Here is a 23,204-nt window from a genome sequence, read left to right as displayed (position 1 = left end):
CCCATGACGCGGCTCGCAACTGCACTGACCGCTTCGAATATCGACTTCTCGTACGGCGAGAAGAAGATTCTCCACTCAACTTCGATCGAGGTGCTTCCGGGGCAAGTAGTGGGGTTGCTGGGCCCAAATGGCACAGGGAAATCGACACTTCTTGGAGTGCTTTCAGGAGATCTTGATGCGACTTCGGGAAGTGTGGAGCTGTTTGGCCGGCCGCTCACGAGCTACGGCAGGAAGGAGTTGGCGCAGACTCGTTCCGTCATGCCGCAGGCGTCCGAGTTTCCGTTTGCCTATCTGGTTCGTGACATCGTGGCGATGGGACGGTCGTGTTGGTCCGGTTCGGATAACGAGGACAGAACCATAATCGAGGATGCCATGTCTAGCACAGACGTGTGGGATATGGCAGATCGTGACGTCACCCGGCTTTCAGGCGGTGAGAAGGCACGTGTGACGTTGGCGCGCGTGATCGCTCAGAAGGCGCGGCTGGTGTTCCTTGATGAACCGACAGCTGCGCTCGATATCTCTCATCAGGAGCGCACCATGGAAATGTGCGGGCAGATGGCTGACGAGGGTTGTGCAGTGGTAGCGGTCATGCATGATATTCAATTGGCGGCGGCCTACTGCGATGCCATTGCATTGATGAGCGGTGGCCGGATTGTTGCTTACGGCAAGCCGCGAGAGGTCCTAACCACGGAGGCATTATCGGAAGTCTATGGTTGGCCCATCAGCGTCATGGAGTTGGCGACCGGAGATTTAGCGATTATTCCGGGACGCACCGCCCGCTCGGCGCGGAGCAGTGCCGAAAAGTGGGGATGACGACACGCGTCGCCATCTTGGAGGTTCGGTGGGGTTAGGGTAGCCTAACTGCGTGGCGCGATTCGTCACTTTCGAGATGCTTATGTTGCGAAAACAAGGGGAAGCGCCGTGGCAAGAGAAGCCCGAGGCAAGAAGGCCAAGCGGCCGTCCTATAAGAAGGTCGTGTTGTCACGGCCAGGTCAGCGGGATATCAAGCTTGTTGCGCTAGGACGGTTGCTTTCCGCACTTGGCGTGGGTACAGCTCTGGTTAGCGTGGCACACATTGTGGGTTCGTACTGGGCTGGCGAGAGTATCGAGCAAGGGCGTTGGGTACTTCCCATCATGGCAGCCATCGTGGCAGGCGCTGGAGCCTTCTATGAGATCTGGTACGGAGGGCGTGCGGCGCGCAACGAAGAGAAGCGTATTCGCCATCGTCTCCTTGGCACGGTGTTCGATTCGGCTTCGCTCCCAACCGATGAGGAGTCAGGATTGGGCTCAGGCAAGCTCATCACTCTCATGACGGACAACGCCGAACGCGTCACTGAATACCGCCAAGTGTACTTCGGTGCAACGGTTGCGGCTATGGCCATCCCGTTTGTCACTCTCGCCTACGTTGCGATCGCAATTGATCCGGTAGTTGGCCTCTCAATCATGGTGCTGTGCCCGCTCATCCCCGTCCTCATCGGCGCATTCATGAGCCTCTTCCGCAAGACCTCAGCTAACTCACGCAAGGAACGCGGCATTCTTTCGGGTCAATACCTTGACGCCATCCGAAACCTCGTGACAATTCGTCTATTGGGTGCAGGCCCACGCACGGAGAAGCACTTGCGCGAACAAGGCGAACGCAACCGTGGCGCCATTATGAAGTTGCTGGCAGGCAACCAGATCGTCATCATCATCATGGATGGCCTCTTCTCACTCCTCCTCATCTGCTGCTCCGCGTTCCTAACCGTGGGCCGTTACCACGCCGGCGCGCTGGACCTAGGCGAAGCCCTCGCCGTCATGTTCTTGACGGACCTCCTCATCGAACCGTTGGTGCAGGTAGCAGGCTTCTTCTACATCGGGATGGGCGGCATGGCCTCGGAGCGGGCGATCGGTTCGTACCTGGCGTCGTCGTCGAAAAACAACGATTCCACGTCCCAAGGGACCGCGATCACCGATGCGGGCAATATGGCCATAGCAGCCAGAGACCTCGAATTTGATTACGGCCGCGGAACGGTGCTGGGCGGTATCAGGCTAGATGTGCCGCGCGGGGCAAAGGTGGCAATCATTGGGCGATCGGGCGCTGGAAAATCAACGTTGCTTTCGCTGCTGCGGGGCTCACTCCCACTTCAAAAGGGTGGAATCGCGATCGACGGCGCCAACGTGAACGGTTTAGGCTCCACGGAGGTTCGCAAGCTTACTGCGTCTGTCTCTCAAGCAACGTGGCTCTTCACCGGGACCATCGCAGACAATCTGAGGATTGCGGCGCCCGAGGCCACGACCGAAGAGATGTGGGAGGCTCTGCGCAAGGCCCAGGTGGCTGATGAAATCGAGCGCATGGCTCAGGGCATTGACACGTACGTGGGCGAACAGGGCGTCCTCATCTCTGGAGGGCAGGCCCAGCGGATTTCGCTCGCCCGGGCACTCCTTTCTGGGCGCCACATCCTCCTCCTCGATGAGCCGACCTCCCAAGTGGACATCGAATCGGAGGAACGGATCATTCAAGCAATTCGTGAGCTTGGGCCTGAATGGACGCTGCTCATGGTGACTCATCGCCGTGCGCTACTTGAAATCGCTGATCAGACATGGGAAATGAAGGGTGGCGTGCTTTCACCGTTCGTCACACAGGTAGGGAGTGCACAGTGAGCCACACAGTACGTGAGACGCCGAAGCCGTCTCAGGTTGCCATGTCAGCAGCTTCGCCCGCATCTCCGGCGAGTTCTGGAGATACAACGAACTCAACGAATCCGCCGAGCCCAACGCTCCGCCAGCTTCTTATCTGGCTGACCGGAATCACCCGGCCGGTGCACAAACCTCTCTACGTCTCCACCATCTTCCGCATTATCAATCTGACGCTGGATATAGTGCTGTTTGGTCTCGCCGGAGGCGGGGTTGTGGCCATCGTGGCGGACTCTGCGCGGGCGTGGCCGATCTTCCTCTGGTTGGTCGTGGTGGCCATAGTCAAGGCAACGGCGTACTACCTTGAGCAGCTGACCGGCCACTATGTTGCGTTCAAGGCACTCGAACTCCTGCGCACAGCCGTTTTCGCCAAGCTGTGGCCGAAGGCCCCGGCGATCGTCACGCATTCGAAGTCTGGTGACATCCTCACGAGCCTTACACGCGACGTCGACCGAATTGAGGTGGTCTACGCTCACACGTTCGCTCCCGTGATCTCGGCGTTCGTGGTTCCCACGGCAGTGCTCATCGTTACGGGTGCGAATGTGGGGTGGGGCATCGTGTTGGTCCCAGCCATCTGCATCGCGCTGGCACTCCTCGTGGTTCCCTTCGTTGGATTCAAGCGGTCGATGGATGCCACCCGTGGAACGCTGGCGATTCGCCGCGAACTCTCCCATCACATCTCCGATTCCGTCTTTGGTGTGGAAGAAGTGGTGAGTTACGGGCGCCAAGGCGAACGCCTAGACCAGACCGATGTGCTGGGTGAGAAGGTGGCACTTTCCTCGAGCACCTCGAAATCGTTTAACGCTTTCCGCCGCGCTGCAAACGTCATCCTCATGCTCGCTTCCGTGATCGGCGTGACGATGGCCTGTGTGTCCGCTTCTGATTCAGTGGTGCTGACCGCGGCACTAGCGGCCGGAACGCTCCGACTCTTTGAAGGCCCGCGTGGCATTGAGGACGCCGTCGGCTACCTAGACCACTCCTTTGCCGCGGCCCGCCGGCTCTGGGAAATCAGCCACGCTCCCGAAGCGGTGTCAGACGGTCCGCGCGTGTACTCGCCGTCGTCTTCGCCAACTGTGACCTTTGAATTGGTCTCCTACGCCTATACAAACGAGGATGGTAGCCCGGCAGGGTTTGCGCTCGACGACGTCGCCGTCTCGGTTCCAGCAGGTACCCGCACGGTCTTTGTGGGTCCATCGGGTTCAGGAAAATCCACAACAATTCAGATGCTCCTGCGCTACGACGATCCGCGGTCTGGACGCGTATGCCTCGATGGCGTGCCCGTCAGTGAATACACGCTCGATTCCTTGCGCGCCAATGTTGTGGCGGTCTCTCAGAAGAACCAACTGCTCAACGCAAGCATCTGGGAGAACGTTACGCTGGGCGCGCCGGAGGCGAGTGAGGATCAGGTGTGGAGGGTATTAGAAGCTGTTCACCTGGACAAGGAGATTCGCAGCATGCCCGAAGGTCTCCAGACCAGCACAGGTCAGGGTGGCTCCGCACTTTCGGGTGGCCAAGCGCAGCGTTTGTGCCTAGCGCGGGCATTGCTCATGAACCCGCGGGTGTTGGTGCTTGATGAGTTCACGGCTAACTTGAACGTGGATCTTGAGCAGGCAATCCGCAGCGATATCGCCGCGGCGCTTCCCGGTGTGACGATCATCGAAGTGACCCATCGCCTCGAATCCGCCGCCGACGCGGACCACGTCGTGTTGTTGGACCGTGGGCGCGTGGTGGCCCAAGGTGAACCACGCGAAATGGCTGGATCCGATGGCACGCTTGGAGATTTCTTCCGCCGCAACGTGTGACGTGTGGGCGCGCATGGAACAAGCTGAGTGATTCGCGCGTTGCTGAAGTAAGCTCCGGGCCGCGGTACAACGGTGGTTCTTTGGGGGCGTTGTGTAATAGTTCGGGTGGCGGGCGTCATCCATCCCTCGCGGCCCGGACTAGTAAGCTGGCAGCAACCGCTTCCTTAGGAGGAGTCATGCCTACGTTGCGCTCCGCAACATCGACCACCGGCCGGAACATGGCCGGTGCCCGCGCCCTGTGGCGCGCCACAGGAATGGGATCTGAAGACTTTGGCAAGCCAATCATTGCCATTGCTAACTCGTTTACCCAGTTTGTACCGGGCCACGTTCACCTCAAGGACATGGGGCAGCTTGTTAAGAGCGCAATCGAGGAAGCGGGCGGCATCGGCCGCGAGTTCAACACCATCGCTGTAGATGATGGCATTGCAATGGGACACGGCGGCATGCTCTACTCGCTGCCTTCACGCGAAATCATTGCCGATTCTGTGGAGTACATGTGCAACGCGCACACCGCCGACGCCCTCGTGTGTATCTCCAACTGCGACAAGATCACCCCGGGAATGCTCATGGCGTCGCTGCGCCTGAACATTCCGACGATCTTCGTTTCCGGCGGTCCCATGGAATCGGGTAAGTCGGTTGCCGGCGTGATCGATCACAGCATCGACCTCATCGACGCGATTGCAGCTTCCGCCGATGATTCCATTACAGATGCTCAGCTCGGCATGGTGGAAGAGAACGCGTGCCCCACCTGCGGTTCGTGCTCCGGCATGTTCACAGCCAACTCTATGAACTGCCTGACTGAAGCCTTGGGCCTTTCGCTTCCGGGTAACGGATCCACCTTGGCCACCGCGCTCAAGCGCAAGGATCTGTTCGTTGAAGCCGGCCATCGCATTGTTGAGTTGGCGAATCGGTATTACAAGGACGACGACGATTCGGTGTTGCCCCGTTCTATCGCCACGCGTGATGCTTTCTTGAATGCAATGGCCATGGATATCGCGATGGGTGGTTCCACCAACACGGTGCTTCATATTCTTGCCGCGGCACAAGAAGGCGACGTGGATTTCAATTTGAAGGATATTGACGAGCTTTCGCGCCATGTCCCGTGCCTGTCAAAGGTGGCCCCAAACTCCACGCAGTTCCATATTGAGGATCTACATCGCGCAGGTGGTATTCCAGCGCTTCTCGGTGAGCTGTACAGGGCGGGCCTGCTGCGCGATTCAGTTCATTCTGTGCATTCGTCGGATATGAAGTCATGGCTGGAGAAATGGGATATCCGTGGAGTAGCACCGAGTCCGGAAGCCATCAGCTTGTTCCACGCCGCGCCGGGTGGTGTGCGCACCACGCTGGCCTTCTCACAGAACAATGAATGGGAATCCCTCGATACCGATTCCCAGGCTGGGTGTATCCGCGATCTTGAGCACGCTTACACAAAGGATGGCGGGTTGTGCATTCTCTTTGGCAATCTGGCCGAAGATGGGGCAGTGGTTAAGACTGCTGGTGTGGACGAATCCCTGTTCCACTTTGAAGGTCCTGCCCGTGTGGTGGAGTCCCAGGAAGAGGCAATCGAACTCATTCTCTCCAAGTCGGTGAATCCGGGCGACGTGGTGCTCATCCGCTACGAGGGACCAAAAGGCGGGCCCGGCATGCAGGAAATGCTCTACCCAACCTCCTTCCTCAAGGGGCTGGGCTTAGGCAAAGTGTGCGGTTTGATCACTGACGGCCGCTTCTCTGGCGGGACATCTGGCCTTTCTATCGGCCACGTTTCACCAGAAGCTGCTTCAGGCGGCCTTATTGGGTTGGTTCACGAAGGCGACAGGATCGTTATTGATATCCCGTCACGCACCCTCAAGGTGGACGTTCCCGATGAGGAACTCGAAGCACGGCGTAAGGCTCACGGGCCAACCCCATGGAAGCCAGCGAACCGCGACCGCCCCGTATCAAAGGCATTGCGCGCATACGCCTCTATGGCAACCTCTGCGGCTACCGGGGCTGTGCGCCACGTGGAGTGATACACGCTAGGTGGTGTGAGCCAGATAGTGCAAGCCCCGTGGTAGCGGCTGCACTGAAAGACTGGTGGCGCTGCTGAATCTATGAGATGGGCCGCGTTCCGGGTGGAGTGCGGCCCATCGTTTTGTAGCGCGGAATGTGCGCTACGTAACATCGGGACAATCGACCCCAATTGCTGAGTGTGACGTACGAGATACTTAAGGAGCCGCTTCGGCGGTGCAATCACGATGATTCGAATGCTGATGTTCGATTCATCACCTGAATACGGATGAAAGTAGCGCCGGCCAGCATGACTAGTGTTTTTACTTATCTGGAAGAGCAGCCCATTGTGCTGCTCTTCGCTCTTATTGGCTTTGGAATGGTCATTGGCCGCACCAAGGTAAAGGGAGTCGGGTTGGGAGCGGCAGCAGTACTGTTCCTCGCAATCGGAACTTCTGCATGGGCGCAGGCCTACGGCATTGAAGTTCGCGTTCCACCTGTCATGGGCACGTTTGGACTTGCGCTCTTCGCCTTCTCAATCGGCAACAACTCAGGCGCCACCTTCTTTCAAAGCCTCAAGCGGGCGGCGGGCCCAATTGCAACGATGGTGTTGCTTTTCATCGTCGCAGCCGCTGCAGGTCTTCTCATCGGACGTCACGTCTTGGGGATGGACACGGCAACCATTGCGGGTACCTTTGCTGGTGCCACCACGAATACGCCGGCGCTCGCGGCAGCAGGCGAGGCCTCTGGTGACCCGGGCGCTGCCACCGTTGGATACGCGGTGGCCTACTTGTTCGGTGTGATCGGAATGATCATTGCTTCTGGAATGGCGCTGCGCCACGCAGCTGAGGATCTGGACAATCCAACTCCCGTTACCCACACAACCATCCGAATCGAACGCGATGACAATCCGACCGTTGCTGCATTTGTGAAAGAAGTTGATGGCGCGGTGGAGATCTCGCGCCTGCGGCGAGGCGAAGAGGGAAAGATCTGGGTTCCCGATCGCACCGACATTCTTGAGCGCGGTGACCTCATGACGGTGGTTGGCGAGGTAGACAAGGTCAACGAAGCAGCTGCCTTGGCTGGTCACAAATCCACCCATTCGCTGCGATCGGACAGGCGATACCTCGACTTCCGGCGCATCACCATCTCACAGACGCGCTTCGCAGGCATGACCGTTGGGGAACTAGACGTGCTGCTCGAAGAGAAGTGGGGCGCGAAGATCTCTAGGGTACGCCGAGGTGATTCGGACATGTTGGCAATCCCGAACTTCATGCTGGAGCTTGGCGATCGTGTGCGCGTTGTGGGTCCAACCTTGAAGCTGAAAGAGATTTCGAGGTTCTTGGGCGATTCCTCGCGAGGACTCACTGACATCAACCCGGTGGGCCTAGGTATCGGCTTGGCGCTTGGCGTGATGTTGGGTGAAGCAGAAATCCCGATTCCTGGTGGAGGTCACTTTTCACTGGGCGCCGCCGCAGGCGTGCTTATCATGGGCCTCATCATGGGCAAGTTGGGGCGCATTGGCCCTGTGATCACAGCGCTGCCAAACTCTGCGAATGCTGTTCTGGGTGAGCTGGGCCTGCTCATGTTCCTCGCACAAGCTGGTACCAACGCCGGTGGTCAGATTGCCGTGGCGTTCACTGGTGGAAGCTGGTGGAGGATCTTGGTGCTTGGCGTCATCATCACTGCCATTATGGCCTTTGGTCTCTACTTCTCAATGCGCAAGATCTTCAAGGTTGGTGGGACAACGCTTTCGGGTCTGCTGGGCGGTGCCCAGACTCAGCCAGCTGTGCTGGCCTTTGCTAATGACAGGACCGGCGCGGATCCTCGCGTGGCGCTCGGATACGCGTTGGTGTACCCCGTTGCCATGATTGGCAAGATCCTCGTGGCTCATGTGTTGGGTGGAATGTAGACGGTAGCTGTAAGCGGGGTTCCCCGGAAGTTGCACCAACTTCCGGGGAACCCCGCTTTTGTGCTGTGAAGCCGGTGAGCCGACCGAACTATTCGTCGGGACTGCTCGCGGCTACGATTTCCTCAATTGTTCTATCTTCTGGGATGAGCTGCGAGGGAATCGTGGTGATGGAGTCACCCAATGAGGGGACCGGGTGATGCTGGTCAAAGAGCCAATTGCGATCTGTTGCCATTCGCGCCACTGCCAACCCCACACCGATCGAGGTAATCACGAGGATCACCGTGACGACTTGGGACAATGCATCGGTGACTTGACCATTGTTGATGGCAACCACTGCGCGATAGAGCGGCACGCCCGGGATCATGACCACCACAGCGGGCACCGAAAGGGTGACGCGAGAGAACTTGCTGACGTTAGAAAGAGGTTCGGCCAGCAATCCCGCGGCCAAGGCGGCTAGACCCACAGCCGCCAGCCATGCCAGCCCTGCGTCTTGGGCAGTGAGGCGCCCAGTATTAATAACTGCGCCGATCGCTGCTGCCAGAAGGCAGGCCTTCTGCGGTGCGTTGAAGAGCATTGCAAACCCGTAGGAGGCAATAAAAGTCATGATGGCGCGCCCACAGAACAGTGCCCAGGGCGCCAGAGTGTATCCGTCATCCGTGGGAAAAACCGACCACGAAAACACAGCGGTGGTGGCCCACACTGCAACCGCAATCGCGATCAAGAGCATGGCCACATATACTGCGCGGGATATCCCCGCTGAGAAATCCTGACGAATGATATCGAGGATCGATGTGACCAACGGGAAGCCCGGAATCAGGAAGAGAATGGCAGAGACTGCACCGGCTTCATGCGTGGAGCCAATTGCGTTGACATGAACAAGCCCCCACACCAGGCCAATGTAGATCGTGACGGCAACAACGCCGCACACCAGCCATACTCCGAAGTGATTCATGTGGCGCTTCATGAGGCTCTTGCGAAGGAGCTGACCAAAAAGTGCCGCCACCAAGACGGCTAGACACTCAACAACGCCACCCTTGTTGAGGAAGCAGAATCCCGCACAGGCAACACCGGAAGCGATGGCGGAGACAAAGGGGGAGTAGAGCGGGCCGCGTGCTGCGATCACATCGAGTTCGGCATCGGCCTGTTCAACTAGGAGCTGATCGGGCAGTGTCATGACAAAGTGATTGAGCCGGTCAATCCGGGCAGCGTCCACCCCCATCGCGCGCTGTTCAGCTATTTCGGTCCGAAAGGTGCCGTTGGCGTAGGACGTGGTGGTGATTTCGGTGTAGGTCACTTGAGCATGGTGTTCTTCGATACCCACGGCCCTTGCCAGCCGAGCCATTCCATCTTTCACACGAAAGGATGAGGCTCCGGCTGAGAGCAACATAACGCCCAGACGCAGGACAACTCGGGACTGGTGAGCCAGTCGCGTGTGCGCGGCGAGCCGTTCGCTCTCCGAGGCGTCGTTGACGGGCAAGTCAGGATTGTTCACACAAAAAACTCTAGTTTGCCCTCTCAGGCACGCCAAGGACCGAAAGCACAAGATTGGACCTTCGTCCGTGTGTTCTATACAACGTCGCGGCGGGACCTAGGGTCCACCTCTGACCGGCTAGTTTGCCGTCTCACGAGCCAAATACGCATCCAAGACGTCATCATCAACAATGCCACGAAGCGCGGAGGCGGCTTCCTCGGGTGTGGAGAGAATAGAGGAAACGCCGTTCCAATCGGACTGGACCACCTCGCCGTCTTCAGTCCAGTGGGTGGAAGCGAGTTCGCCATTGGTCTCGATCTCCCACAAGTTGAGGCCAGGACTCCAAATGGATGCTTCCTGTGCAACCCCGTGGAAATCGGCGGGGGAGAGCACATGGTAGGAAAGCGTTTCTTCCGAATCAGGAGCCATATGGGCGATTGCTCCCTTCAAGAGCAGGAACTCCATATAGCTGGGTACTGCGTCTTCTTCCTCAATGAGGGTCTCAGCATCAATGACGATGGGGTCGTTGCCGTCCTCGCTGTAGGTGGAGCGGCGCCACTTGGCGTCCTCCAGCGCAATTCGACTGGTGATCCGGTGGGATTCTGGCTTTCCGAAGATGATGTCGGTAAGAAGCTCGGAATCATCCCATGCTCGATAGAGCAGCCCGATTGGGGCGCCTTTTGAGATGTAGATTTCCCATCGGGTCTGCATAGTCATGCGGATAATTCTATATTCGTCTGGCGGGCCGCTTTGCACATTCCGGCAAGCCGTCTTCAACCAGATCGCATAACGGGAGGTTGGTGGCCCTCTGGAGAGGCACGTATGGCAGCCATCAAATCCTACGATCGTGTTACCGGCGGCTGGGAACGCGCATGCGAACACCCGCGATGAGTATCTGTTAAACGTTGACGCGACGCCAAAATGTGTGGATTGCGGGCGACGACGTCGTCGTTCCATTGGTTCCGAATAGTGAGAACATGGACCAATATGTGAGACAAATGCTTCTTGGGTTGGCATGTGCCGCGCGCCTCAGCTAGGCTCGCACCATGACGAAATCACTGGTACTTATCTAGCGCGGCACAGCCCAGCTAGTCATGTGCCGCGCGCCCCTCGAAGGATCGAGGGGTTTTTTAGTGCCCGTGGGCGGGTACACATTGTGAATCCACCCCTTGGAGATCAAGGGACTGTAGAAGAAAGAAGGAGGGACACATGGCAAAGTCACCGACACCTGCTGATGTGGCCGCCGGCCGTGCTCCAATGACGGAAGCCGCCGCAGAGCCGCACGTCATTCGCGAAAAATCAACAGGCGCACGTTCGATCATTCGCTCCCTGGAAGAGATTGGCGTCGATGTAGTGTTCGGCCTGCCCGGTGGCGCGATTCTTCCGACTTACGATCCGCTCTTTGATTCCAAGCGGCTCACCCATGTTCTGGTTCGCCACGAACAGGGAGCAGGGCATGCTGCCGAAGGCTATGCGGTTTCTACCGGCAAGGTGGGCGTATGCATCGCCACGTCCGGACCGGGCGCCACCAACCTAGTTACCGCCCTGCTCGATGCCAACATGGACTCCATCCCCATGGTTGCCATCACCGGGCAGGTGGGCGCCAGCCTCATCGGCACTGACGCCTTCCAAGAGGCCGACATCGTGGGTGCCACCATGCCTGTGACCAAGCATTCATTCCTTGTCACTGAGGCATCGGAGATTCCCGCACGCATTGCTGAAGCTTTCTACATCGCCTCCACCGGCCGCCCGGGCCCCGTACTCGTGGACATCACGAAGAGCGCTCAGGTTGAAGAAGCGGACTTCATCTGGCCGCCAGTGCTGGACCTGCCCGGCTACCGCCCGGTCACAAAGCCCAACATGCGCCAAGTACGCGAGGCCGCCCGCCTCATGGCAATCGCCCAGCAGCCCGTGCTGTACGTGGGTGGCGGCGCGATTCGCGCTGATGCCTCCCCGGAGATTCTGGCGCTCGCGGAGCTCTCCAAGTCACCAGTGGTTACAACGCTGACTGCTCGCGGCGCGATTCCGGATTCGCATCCTCAGAACCTTGGAATGCCGGGCATGCACGGAACCGTGCCGGCGGTTGCCGCACTGCAAAAGTCTGATCTCATTGTTGCCCTCGGTGCGCGATTTGATGATCGCGTGACTGGCAAGCTGGACGCCTTTGCTCCCAATGCGAAGGTGGTCCATGTGGATATCGATCCCGCTGAGATCTCCAAGAACCGCGAGGCCGATGTGCCGATCGTAGGTGACCTCAAGCTGACGGTTGCGGACCTTGTGGAGGAACTCAAGGCTGCTTATGGCCAGTACGGCCGCCCGGACCTCAACAATTGGTGGAAGCAGCTCAACCATCTGGTGGAAACCTACCCAATGGGATGGGCGGAGCCGAAAGACGATCTCATGTCCGCCCAATACGTGGTCTCCCGCCTCTCCAAGGTTGTTGGGTCCGACGACGTCATTTGGGTCACGGGCGTGGGCCAGCATCAGATGTGGGCGGCGCAGTTTATTGATTTTGAGCATCCGCGCCAGTTCATTAGCTCTGGTGGAGCCGGAACGATGGGCTTCGGAGTGCCCGCGGCTATGGGCGCTCAGGCAGCCAACCCGGAGAAGACCGTGTGGCTGATTGACGGGGACGGTTCATTCCAGATGACCAACCAAGAGCTGGCTACCTGCCGTCTCAATGGCATCAATATCAAGGTGGCGATCATCAACAACTCGTCACTCGGAATGGTCCGCCAATGGCAGACCCTGTTCTACAACCAGCGCTACTCCAACACTGACCTTGAGACTGGTAAGGGTACGCAGCGCATCCCTGACTTCGTCAAACTCTCTGAGGCATACGATTGCGTAGCGTTCCGCTGCGAAGTGCCCGAGGATGTGGATGAGACGATCCGTCAGGCGATGAACGTGACGGACCGACCCGTCGTCGTCGACTTCGTGACGTCCCCAGAATCCGAAGTGTGGCCTATGGTTCCAGCCGGGGTGCCAAACGACGAAATCATGTACGCCCGCGATCTGCGGCCGGCATTCAACGAAGAATCCAACTAACGAGGGAGAGGAGACAAGCATGAATACCCGACATACGCTTTCCGTGCTCGTGGAGAACAAACCAGGCGTCCTCACCCGAGTGGCTGGCCTATTCGCGCGCCGCGCATTCAACATTCACTCACTGGCCGTGGGGGAGACGGAAGATCCGGATCTATCCCGCATTACCGTGGTGGTGGACGCGGCCGAGCTGCCGCTCGAACAGGTGACCAAGCAGCTCAACAAGCTAGTCAACGTCATCAAAATCGTGGAACTCGAAGAGAATTCCTCGGTTGAGCGCGAACTCCTGCTGGTGAAGGTGGCTGCCAACGATGCCTCCCGCGCCAACGTGCTCCAAGTAGTGGACCTGTTCCGTGCCCATGTTGTGGACATGGTTCCGGACACAGTGACGATTGAGGCCACCGGATCCTCCCACAAGGTGGATGCGTTCCTCGCGGCGCTGGAGCCATACGGCATCAAGGAGATCGTCCAGTCTGGTGGCGTGGCCATTGGCCGTGGCTCCCGGTCGCTTTCCGAGCGCGTTTCGCAGGAGATTCAACTCCGCAGGGCGTGAGTTGGTGATGAGAGTTGGCGATGTGTTGGTGATGAGGTGGCGGCCGGCGTTTGTTCGTGACGTGCGGGCGCACCGGGCCCAACAGATCGACTCGTGAACTACGCACAAGAACCTCAAGCTTTTTTCATATAGTTAGACCGAATTCAAGCCCAACTTCTAAAGGAGAAGAACCGTGGCAGAGATTTTTTACGACGACGACGCAGACCTTTCGCTGATCCAGTCCAAGCGCGTTGCGATCATTGGGTATGGCTCACAGGGGCACGCCCATGCGCTCAACCTTCGCGACTCAGGCGTTGAGGTTGTTGTTGGCTTGCGTGAGGGCTCGTCATCCATCGAGAAGGCACAGGAGCAGGGCCTCGAGGTCAAGTCTGTTGGGGACGCGGTCAAGGATGCCGACGTAGTGATGATTCTGGCGCCTGATCAGTCGCAGCGCACCATCTGGGCGAACGATATTGAGCCTAACCTCAAGGATGACGCCGCGATCTTCTTCGCACACGGCTTCAACATCCACTTTGGCTACATCAAGCCTGCTGCTGGCCATGACATCTGCATGGTTGCTCCCAAGGGCCCGGGCCACACAGTTCGCCGCCAGTACGAAGAGGGACGCGGCGTGCCGGTCCTAGCGTGCGTGGAGCAGGATGCTTCAGGCAAGGCCTTTGATCTGGCACTTTCCTACGCCAAGGGAATCGGCGGCACTCGCGCAGGCGCAATCAAGACCACGTTCCGCGAGGAAACTGAGACGGACCTGTTCGGCGAACAAGCAGTGCTCTGTGGCGGCGTTTCCCAACTCATCACCTACGGTTTTGAGACTCTGACCGAAGCTGGCTACCAGCCTGAAATGGCCTACTTCGAGGTGTGCCATGAGATGAAGCTCATCGTTGACCTCATCAATGAGGGTGGCCTCACAAAGCAGCGCTGGTCGTGCTCGGATACCGCTGAATACGGCGACTACATCTCTGGCCCGCGCGTGGTAACCCCGGATGTCAAGGAGAACATGAAGGGCGTTCTGGCCGATATCCAGAGCGGTGCGTTCGCCAAGCGCTTCATCGACGATCAAGATGCGGGCGCACCGGAGTTCAAGAAGCTCCGCGCCGAGCATGCCGAAGCTCCAATCGAGAAGACTGGTCAGGAAATCCGCAAGATGTTCTCGTGGAACACGGGCGTCGACGCCGATTACCACGAGGGTCAGGCTCAGCGCTGATCTAGCACGTGATGCGGGCGGCGTGGCTGCCAGCGGGCCGTTGGTCTAGTGGCGGCACGTGCATCATGAGCAATAACTGAAGAAGTCAAGAAGTGGGGGTCCAGCTAAACAGCTGGACCCCCACTTCGTGCCCCGCCTGCGCGGTTGCTTATGCCGTCAGTTTTCGAGATTTGTCCGAATGTTGAACCTCTCATGATCGTTCGCTGTTGGGGCAACGCCGTCGTGTAAGCCTTGGGTTTTCGTCGTTGAGCCGTACAGGGAAGAAAGGCCCAATAGGCATAACGGCGCGGTTTCTGGAGACCCGATGGCGCTTGTTTGTACAGTGCAGCAAGCCCAAGAAGGTGGCGGCACGCATTGTGCGAAGTCTCACCCAATGAAACAGTCCCTCATCGGTGCTCCGAGGGACGGACGTCGTGGATGAAACGACGTTGAGCGCTTAGGCTGGAAACCGTGGACAACAATTTGGACATCGCCGCTGTAAACCTTCGCCTCGAACTGCTTGGCCTTCCAGTGCCGAGCGGAACTCAGGGTGCCGATGCGACTCACTTAGTCGAACCGATCATCGCGCGTCAGCGCGAACTGGATCGCCGGCTTGCGCATCGCCTGCCCGCCGCGGATTCACGCATCCAAGCATTCTTGGATTCTTACCTAGAGGGGACTGGAGCTGCTCCGAAGCTCCCGCGTGAGACCTTTGTGCTCGATCAGCGCGGGCTCTCCCGTACGCTTTCGCTTCCACTCAATGGTGATTCCTTCACGTCAGAACATCTGACTAGTTACCGGATTCTCAATGGAGTTTTGCACAATCCGGCCAATGACCGGCGCACGACCAAGGGTGTATTCCACATCGCTGACGGTGGTCTACCCGTGCAAGATGACAAGATCGAGGTGCCGCGCGAGGTGTTTGGACGCCTTCTCGAGCACGCTTTCCAACCACCGGAAGATGCGCTCACCTTGCCATATACCGCGGGCACTGATCATCCCGTTGGCTGCTGGGTATCTCTGTTGCTGCGCCCCGTCGTCGTCCCAGGAGTTCCCGGATTTAGCCGTCAACGTTCGATGGAAACTCGTTTCTTTGCACCAGGAACACTGGTTGCAAATCTCGATTTCGTTGAGGGTATCTTCGGAAACGGCGGGGATCCGTACCTGCCAGATTTCGATGCTTCCTTGGATCCGGAGGCGTGGACTGGGCATACGGGACTCGTCGTTTTGGCACCGCATCTCACCAAGCTCACGAAGAAGGAACTCGGCCTTCCTCATTACGACGACGCCACAGAGCGCCAGCGTCGCGATGGTCAGTGTTGGTCTGATCCGAACGAGCTGTATAACAACGGTGGCGCTTTCAAGTGTTGTGCTCGTGATGAGCGTGGTGTCATTACTACGGTTATCGCGGATAACTACTTCGGCTATTGCAAGAAGGAAGTTAAGGCACAGATTAGCTATTCGGCAAATCTCTTTGGTTTGGTCGAAGAGGAACATGCTGGCGGCGCTCGAGTTTATCCGCAGTACAACTTGGGCCAGCACTACACGGAATCACATTGCGATGCGAGCTACACGCTTGCGGAGATCGTAGAACGGGATCCGCAACGCTTCGTGCCGCAAGCCGACGGCTACCTGTTGGATCTCGAGAACAAGAACAACGTTTTCGTGCCAGCAGGCACCACTTTCAGCCTTCGCACCAGCACTGTTTCGTGGAAGATCAACGGAGCAAAGCACTCTGTGCCGCTTCACAACGGCACGGCCTATGTGCTTCCTGATGGTTATCAAGTCCATCTCGCTCAGCTTGAGAATGATCCCTCGCAGTGGACGCTGATCGGCACCGCGCCAGAAGCGACCACGTGCCATAAGCCGGCAACGGTCTCAGGTGGTGGGAAGTCGGAGATTTCCAAGGCGATCTCCGATGCAGTCATTAATGGCGATGCCTACTCAGCAAACTTCGATGCTGATATGAAGGAAGTTGGAGAAATCCTCGCTCGCGATTTCCAGTATCGATTTGTTGATCCGGCGAACGTCAGTCAGAACAGCCGGAGGATTCTCTCCGATCGTCGTTCTGTGGGTTCAGTTATCAAGCTGTTGACGCCCAGCTCGGATTACACGGACGAATACAATGCGTGGCTGGATTCCATCCCGGATTACATCAGGGAACTGGTGTTTATCGTCAAGCGTTTCTATCAGCCAGAATGGGGTGAAGATTGGCTGAGCCACTTCACAACTGGCGTGGTTAATGGCCGCAAGGGCACCTCCCTTCGCCTTGATGGGGACAAGATTCGAGTCTCAATGCTTCGCGTGGGTTATGAACCCGATGGATCGTGGCGGCTTTTTGGCTTGCGCCATGACTTTCACCCAGCCGCGAAGGTTCAGACGGAGGATGACATCACGGCGAGCATCGTTGCTCCAGGCAAGGATGGCGGGCTCTCACGCAAGTACGTTCGTAACTGCGAGGAGTTGCTTTTCCAGCGCCCAGACGAGGCGATTCACCGCGGCTATGACAAGCAGGCGGAGAAGGATATCGCAGGGCCGGATACGTTCCTGAGTAACTACGAGCCGCTTTCACGGGAACAGGCCGTTGCACTGGTTGAGGATGCTGTTGGATTCAGCAGCTACACCGAACCTATGCAGGACGTCATTCGCAAGGCCGCATTTGGTGATACTGATCAAGCGGGCTATGTGGTCTCTTCGGCGCATCCTCGCCTTGTTGGTGGCAAGCCTTCAAAGAATCCCCGCTACCTGCAGATCCGCCCGGATATTTCGCATCCGGAGGCAACGGCGAGTGCAGATCTTGCGTCCCGTATTCATGCGCGGATCTCAATGGCAACGCCGTTCGAATCACCTGTTGATGTGATCGCTGCCGGCCGTCGTAATAATCCTGCCGACGACGGCGTACCACCACTTGCTTCATACGCTCCGTTGCATTACATGGAGCTTCCTGAGCTGTTCATGGAGTTCATCAGTTCGATGACAGGCAAGTCGCCATCGACCACTGGTGCCGGATCTGAGGGCGCGATGACCAAGGGGCCGTTCAATGCGTTGCCCTCCATTGTGGATCTCAATGCTGCATTCTTGTCCTTCGCGCTAACCGGGTATGACGGCTGGCTTTCTTCGGCTGGCTATGTGGGGCCGCAGGTGCGCGTTGATCACGACATCAGCATGTTGATTCCGGAAGTATTCTCGCGAATGTCTTCGGAGGAACGCTCTGCAAAGAATCTTCTTGCGGAGGGCTCGCTGGAGCCGGTGGCTGATCTGATGGTGGACGGCAAGCTGGTGGAAGCCAGCCGCTTGGGCTATCGCATGACCAAGCGCTTCGCCACAAAGTACTTTGGACGTATCTTCCTACATCCGCATCTAGTGTTTACGCAGGAGATGCTGCGGCCTGAGCTTCAGGATGAAGCGGTGTATGCGGAATCGGTGGCCACGATTGTGGAGACTCATAGGCGTGTGGCTCAGTCATATATCGACGACGGCACCTTGCCGCTGGGCGTTCCCCCGATCAGGGCGTTGCTTGAGATCATGGCGAATGGCCATTCATCTGAGGGTTGGACGCTGGCCGACGAGGAGTTCCGTGGCATGTTTGGGCGGGAAAATGTACTCGCCTCCGACTGGTACAGGGAACGCCTCGAAGCACAGCGAGCCTCGCAGATATCGTTCGCAGAGCGTGAAGTGGCTGCGCTGGAGGACTTCCTTAATCGGCCGCAAGGTGACGCCGCTAAGCGACGCCTCAATCTAGCTGATCGAAAGGCTCGTCTTGTGGCCGAACGTGATCGGCTGCGTGAGGCTCCGCTGGAGGAACTGAGTGGCACGCTGGGCCGCCAGGTAACGTGGGATGCCCGCTGAGCAACTGGGCGCCTAGCTCGGTGTAGGCAAGCGGCTCGCCGGACTCAATTGGGGCCGATCCAAGGCTCAGGTCAATTGGGTTTGCCGGTGTCTTCTTGCCCCTGACGTAAAGGATGCCGGGTGGCAGTGAAAACTGCCACCCGGCATCCTTGTACTTAGTGTTGAACATCTGTCCATTCTGATCATGGTCCGGGCGTTTCGAACATTTCTCCGCTCATGTGGGCCTCGTAAACGTTGGCTCGGACCATCACACGGTCACAAGACTCACGTGCGGTCGAATGTATCCGAGATCAACTTGATCCAATCATTTTGTGGTAACGCTTCCACATTCACGAACTCAGGGGAGTGCGTTCCCGTGCAGCCGAGATGGTCGATTCTCAGCTGTGGGCGTTCGGGGCCAGCTAACGCATCGAAGTAGTCGTTGGAGAGCTGGACTGCTCTGGCCGTCTGTTTGACAGTTGGAAGGTCCTTGAGCGCTCCTTCCGGGCCTACCCCCAAGAAGAAGGGAAAGGTGGGTGCAAATGCCTTCCGGCCTAAATAGGAAGTGAACTGTGGCTTTCTCAATGCGCTTTTGATTTGCTCGAGTCTTGTTCCATCTGAGACTTCCACGAGAAAAACGGCATCGGCAATATATGTGCGGTTCACGATTGACGTCTTGTTCTGGCCATCAGGCGTGAAGTTCGCTCTCTTGCTCCACCTCCTTCCTGTCATTAGCAGATAGGCGCGTTCTTGGTACTCGAGATCCTCGTCGCGGGGATTGATCGTCTGAAACTCGTCAACACGATTTCCGAGACGATCGGAACGCACTGAGATGCTCGTATCCCGGATCCATTCTTCCCACTCGCCACGACGCCATCCCATTGCCGCCGCCAGCAGACCTTCCAGTCCACTCCTCGTAGGTCGTGCCTCAGTTCTCACCACGTTTCCAGTGACTCTAGGGCCAGCCCATGATTGAAGTGGGCCAGCCAATCTGAGATAGAGAGACTCAGCCATTGGCGCCATACGCACGTATGGGCAAGGTGCACCGACGGTCTACGACTTTGACGGCATTCGGTTGATTCCTCGTCGGCAAGCTGCACAGAATGGGGAAGCTCTGTAGAGAGAGGCGAGGGCCATTAGTCCGCTCCCCGCGCACGCGGGGGTATTCCTATTCATTACGAGTGAATCGCTCTGCCGACTCACCGTTCCCCGCGCACGCGGGCGCATTCTTGCCGTTACCGACCCCGGGCTCGGCTCCTACACATGTTTCACGGACACGTAAGGCCATCCATGGTCCAGCTTCAAGAGAGGAGCACGCACGTCGCGCTGCGTCCTCGCATTTGGGTTCACCTTCGGTTAGTTACAGATTCACTCTTGACCGAGCGAAGCGGTTGATCTTGGTCTGTCCAGGACAGAAGGTGAATTCGCTCCTCTGACGGGCGATCATGGAACGCCATGGCGATAGGTCTTCTCCCGCAGATCAAAGGATGATTTAGGCCCACGGCTGCTTTGGGCCAGATATGGTCCGGGTCTAGATTGACTCTCATATCTACTGTGTGATCCCGAGATCTGGCCGCGCGCAGCAGCCTGCACTGCCTCAGCCCGGCGGTACATGCAGTTCTCCGGAAGCCCTTCGCTTAATCGTCATTCGAACCGCTGAACGATGAATGCCCTTAGATCCGACTGAACGGCGCTCAAAGAGTAATGCACCGCAGACGCAGCCTAGAGGCTAGTAGGCTTGGGGGACCACGATACTAACTGAACGAAAGGCACGGCCATGGCCAAGCGATACGGCCTCTTTAGCTTTCTCGGCGACGTCATCATGACCGTCATCACCGCAGGGTTCTGGCTCATCTGGATATTCGTTCGGGAGATGCGGCATCGGCGTTAAGTAGCCGGCATCGGCAAGAATGTGCGTACCCGCCACCGGCGGGAATGCGCATAGCCTGCGTCGGCAGACCTCCGTGGCACGTCCAGTTTCACCACGTGACTGGCTCCAGTTTCACCACGCGAACGGCTCCAGTTTCGCCACGCGAATAGCTCCGGCACCTGCCACGTGACCAGCTCCGAATCTGCCGCGTGGCGGGCACCGTTACCTGCCACGCGGCAACAACCTAACGGCCGCCAGTGACCTCTTCGAGGGCGCCATCGGCGATATGCAAGACTCTATCTACGTGCTCCACAAGCCGTTCATCATGGGTCACCATAATGATTGCCGTGTTACGGCTGCGGGCCTGTTCGCGCAGAAGGTCCGCCACGTCAAACGCTCGGCTCGTGTCAAGCGCCGCGGTAGGTTCGTCTGCAAGTATCAGCGCGGGGGAGCCATATAGTGCACGTGCGATCGCCGCACGCTGTTGCTCGCCGCCTGAAAGCTCACGCGGATACTTCTTAGCTAGTTTGAGTATCCCAAGCGAATCCAGCAGTTCATCGCGATCCTTCTGCCGCGCAGCCCTATTCCCAGCAGCACGGTCGTGCAACTCGAGTTGCTGATTGACTGTCAGAAACGGCACGAGGTTCGCAGACTGAAGAATGAATCCAATTGACCTTAAGCGCGTGCGTGAGCGTTCTTTATCATCCATCGACGCGAGGTCTTTGCCATCCACAAAAACTGATCCGCCCGTGGGTGCTTGAAGTCCGCCTAACAGCGTCAACAGCGTTGATTTCCCAGAACCGGACGGCCCAATCAGTGCGATGAATTGCCCTGGTTCTGCTGCGAAGTTCGTGGGCTTGAGCGCATGAATCGTCTCGTCACCCTGAACGAAGTCTTTGTACACGTCATGTGTTTCAGCAATTGCCATGATTACTCCTATCGCAGCGCTTCCAGCGGATCAATCTTGGTCGCGCTTCTCACGGAGAACAATGCTCCAATCAAACTGAATACCACGATAATCGCCCCAATCACGATCCAGAAGAAGACTGGAATGGTGAATGGCACGCCATCAGGAAGAATGACCCCAAGCGCAGTCGAAACGGCAACCGCGAAAACCGAGCCAAATATCGAAAGAAATGCGGTCTGCCATAGCACGGACCACCCGATCATCCCATTTGATATTCCCTGGGCCTTCATCACCCCAAATACCTTCTGTTTTTGCAGCGTAAGCACGTACGTGAACACGCCGAGCACAACCGCAGATATGATAATCAACGCTGCAATCATCAACCCGAAAGTGATGTTCTGAGCCGATACTCCCGGAATGGCGTTGATGAAGTCTGTTGTGGAAAGCGCCGTCAGATCACCGCTGACGCTGGCGGTATCCACATCCCCGTCTGTTGCAACACCGCTGACCATTCCGTCATACTGAACGCCCAGGGCCTGCCAATCTGCAATAGAAATGTACATGACGGGATACGAGGAGTACGTGGCGTTATCGGTGAATCCTGTGATCGTCAGTTCTTGATCCGATTGTGCAAGCGTAAATGTATCGCCTATTGCGTATCCCTCATCACGCATAGATTCGTCGACGACGGCGTCGCCGGGCTGCGCCCACACGTCACCTTCAGTCAGTTTGGGAGCAATGAATGAATCCGCATCCATACCCATCGCAAATGCGTTGACTTGCGATCCATCGGACTGTTCCACTGTGACGGATGTGAGGCCAAATAGGGCTGTGTCAGTGCCTTGAAGGGCGGAAGCCGACTCTTCTGGGACAAAGGATGCTAGGACTGACTCGTTCGATGTGGACGACAAGTACACGGTACTGGCGGGCCAGCTTCTGATGGAACTCGTCATCGCGCTGTTCAGTCCCACCGCCAACCCTGTCAGGAAGAACACCAGCAGGCCCACCAGCGTGATCATCGCCGTGATGAGGGTGTAGTGGCGCACCTCGTGTCGGATTTCGTTGAATGCTAGAAACACGATGCCCTTCCAACTGATGAATTCCTGCTGATAGCGACAGGTGTCGCAGTGCCGTACATTTTATACATTGTGACACCGAAACAATTGGGAGGATAGTGGCGGCGGGTTGCTGGGCCTCCAGTTTCACTGAAAGGGGAACCTCACCGCGCCAGACGTCTGCATCTGGGTGTGTGACCTAGATATAAGCCACCGATAGTTGTGGTGAGTACCTATTTCACGGCAGTGTGGATCATATGCGTTCAAGAAAGTGGCGCCGAGCAATCGCGCTGGCAGCAGGGGGAGCCGTGGCTGCCCTAAGCTGCGCCTGTATCGGCATCAATGTCTTTATTTCCACCTCCACGAACGATTCGGTGGTGGGACTGGCGCAAGCGTCGCAAGCGGGTGCGGACGCCGTCGTCGTGCTTGGAGCGAGGGTGTATGCAAACGGGACTCCCAGCCCCATACTGGAGGACCGCCTTCACACAGGGCTCGATCTGATGGAAGCCGAGGCGGCGCCAGTCATTGTGGTCTCGGGGGACAACTCGGCCCAAGCAAACTACCAAGTGGACGCGATGGCTCAGTGGTTGGTGAGCCACGGGGTGAATGAGTCAGCGATTGTGCGGGACGATCAGGGCATCAGCACATATGACACGATGTGGCGGGCGCGCCACGAGTACCGATACTCATCGGTGATCGCAGTGTCGCAGGATTTCCATCTGGCGCGCATCATCTGGGACGGAGAACGGCAAGGGCTCGAGGTAACGGCAGTGCGCGCAGACCGCCAAGAGTACGAGAAGGCCGTGCAGTGGCGGGCGCGTGAATGGCTGGTTCGCACCAAGGACTTCGTCATGGGGTTCGTGAGGCCCGACGCCGGCGTAGTGGATCTGTAGTTTCTGTGAATAGGAGGCCGTTGTGGCTG

Annotated in this window: 15 protein-coding genes; 10 read left to right on the top strand and 5 right to left on the bottom strand. The window is 57.8% G+C overall.

Features of this window, described 5'->3' with window-relative positions:
- Positions 1 to 3 precede the first annotated feature (3 nt).
- The 5 genes from H2O17_RS09030 (at position 4) to H2O17_RS09010 (ending at position 8,373) form a co-directional block, all read left to right on the top strand.
- Positions 4 to 813, top strand: coding sequence for a heme ABC transporter ATP-binding protein (locus H2O17_RS09030; RefSeq protein ID WP_182049377.1), 810 nt, complete (start codon positions 4 to 6; stop codon positions 811 to 813).
- 108 nt (positions 814 to 921) lie between these two features.
- Positions 922 to 2,640, top strand: a complete 1,719-nt coding sequence (locus H2O17_RS09025; RefSeq protein ID WP_246311209.1) for an ABC transporter ATP-binding protein/permease — start codon at positions 922 to 924, stop codon at positions 2,638 to 2,640.
- On the top strand, positions 2,637 to 4,475 hold the full coding sequence (locus H2O17_RS09020) for an amino acid ABC transporter ATP-binding/permease protein (RefSeq protein WP_246311208.1): 1,839 nt from the start codon (positions 2,637 to 2,639) through the stop codon (positions 4,473 to 4,475). The genes H2O17_RS09025 and H2O17_RS09020 overlap by 4 nt, the downstream gene beginning before the upstream one ends.
- A gap of 176 nt (positions 4,476 to 4,651) precedes the next feature.
- Positions 4,652 to 6,484: a dihydroxy-acid dehydratase gene (gene ilvD, locus H2O17_RS09015; RefSeq protein WP_182049376.1), complete on the top strand. Its 1,833-nt coding sequence runs from the start codon at positions 4,652 to 4,654 to the stop codon at positions 6,482 to 6,484.
- Between the two features lie 287 nt (positions 6,485 to 6,771).
- Positions 6,772 to 8,373: an aspartate:alanine exchanger family transporter gene (locus tag H2O17_RS09010; RefSeq protein ID WP_182049375.1), complete on the top strand. Its 1,602-nt coding sequence runs from the start codon at positions 6,772 to 6,774 to the stop codon at positions 8,371 to 8,373.
- Positions 8,374 to 8,461: 88 nt separating this feature from the next.
- On the opposite strand, the gene H2O17_RS09005 is transcribed toward H2O17_RS09010, so the two are convergent.
- Both H2O17_RS09005 and H2O17_RS09000 read right to left on the bottom strand, forming a co-directional pair.
- The gene (locus H2O17_RS09005) at positions 8,462 to 9,865 is read right to left on the bottom strand and encodes a threonine/serine exporter family protein (RefSeq protein ID WP_281363048.1); all 1,404 of its coding nucleotides are present in this window, start codon (positions 9,863 to 9,865) and stop codon (positions 8,462 to 8,464) included.
- A 117-nt stretch (positions 9,866 to 9,982) separates the two neighbouring features.
- Entirely contained in the window at positions 9,983 to 10,561 is a 579-nt protein-coding gene (locus H2O17_RS09000) for a hypothetical protein (protein ID WP_182049374.1), read from the bottom strand.
- Positions 10,562 to 11,101: 540 nt separating this feature from the next.
- Here H2O17_RS09000 and H2O17_RS08995 point away from each other — a divergent pair.
- From H2O17_RS08995 to H2O17_RS08980, 4 genes are all read left to right on the top strand, one after another.
- Positions 11,102 to 12,892, top strand: a complete 1,791-nt coding sequence (locus tag H2O17_RS08995; protein ID WP_220456861.1) for an acetolactate synthase large subunit — start codon at positions 11,102 to 11,104, stop codon at positions 12,890 to 12,892.
- Positions 12,893 to 12,911: 19 nt separating this feature from the next.
- On the top strand, positions 12,912 to 13,442 hold the full coding sequence (ilvN, locus tag H2O17_RS08990) for an acetolactate synthase small subunit (RefSeq protein ID WP_182049372.1): 531 nt from the start codon (positions 12,912 to 12,914) through the stop codon (positions 13,440 to 13,442).
- A 172-nt stretch (positions 13,443 to 13,614) separates the two neighbouring features.
- Positions 13,615 to 14,643, top strand: coding sequence for a ketol-acid reductoisomerase (ilvC, locus tag H2O17_RS08985; RefSeq protein WP_182049371.1), 1,029 nt, complete (start codon positions 13,615 to 13,617; stop codon positions 14,641 to 14,643).
- Positions 14,644 to 15,084: 441 nt separating this feature from the next.
- The gene (locus H2O17_RS08980; protein WP_425486313.1) at positions 15,085 to 18,471 is read left to right on the top strand and encodes a PPi-type phosphoenolpyruvate carboxykinase family protein; all 3,387 of its coding nucleotides are present in this window, start codon (positions 15,085 to 15,087) and stop codon (positions 18,469 to 18,471) included.
- Positions 18,472 to 18,735: 264 nt separating this feature from the next.
- Here H2O17_RS08980 and cas5e read toward each other — a convergent pair whose 3' ends face one another.
- The 3 genes from cas5e to H2O17_RS08965 form a co-directional block, all read right to left on the bottom strand.
- On the bottom strand, positions 18,736 to 19,464 hold the full coding sequence (gene cas5e / locus H2O17_RS08975; RefSeq protein ID WP_182049369.1) for a type I-E CRISPR-associated protein Cas5/CasD: 729 nt from the start codon (positions 19,462 to 19,464) through the stop codon (positions 18,736 to 18,738).
- Between the two features lie 1,100 nt (positions 19,465 to 20,564).
- The gene (locus H2O17_RS08970; RefSeq protein WP_182049368.1) at positions 20,565 to 21,248 is read right to left on the bottom strand and encodes an ABC transporter ATP-binding protein; all 684 of its coding nucleotides are present in this window, start codon (positions 21,246 to 21,248) and stop codon (positions 20,565 to 20,567) included.
- Positions 21,249 to 21,256: 8 nt separating this feature from the next.
- Positions 21,257 to 22,306: an ABC transporter permease gene (locus H2O17_RS08965; protein ID WP_182049367.1), complete on the bottom strand. Its 1,050-nt coding sequence runs from the start codon at positions 22,304 to 22,306 to the stop codon at positions 21,257 to 21,259.
- Between the two features lie 233 nt (positions 22,307 to 22,539).
- On the opposite strand from H2O17_RS08965, the gene H2O17_RS08960 reads away from it, so the two are divergent.
- Positions 22,540 to 23,175, top strand: a complete 636-nt coding sequence (locus tag H2O17_RS08960; RefSeq protein WP_182049366.1) for a SanA/YdcF family protein — start codon at positions 22,540 to 22,542, stop codon at positions 23,173 to 23,175.
- Positions 23,176 to 23,204 lie beyond the last annotated feature (29 nt).

Origin of the sequence: Changpingibacter yushuensis, from assembly GCF_014041995.1 — a bacterium.
GTDB classification, from domain to species: Bacteria; Actinomycetota; Actinomycetes; order Actinomycetales; family Actinomycetaceae; genus Changpingibacter; species Changpingibacter yushuensis.
The sequence above is the reverse complement of the archived record's forward strand: the minus strand, read 5'-3'. Positions and strand labels throughout refer to the sequence as shown.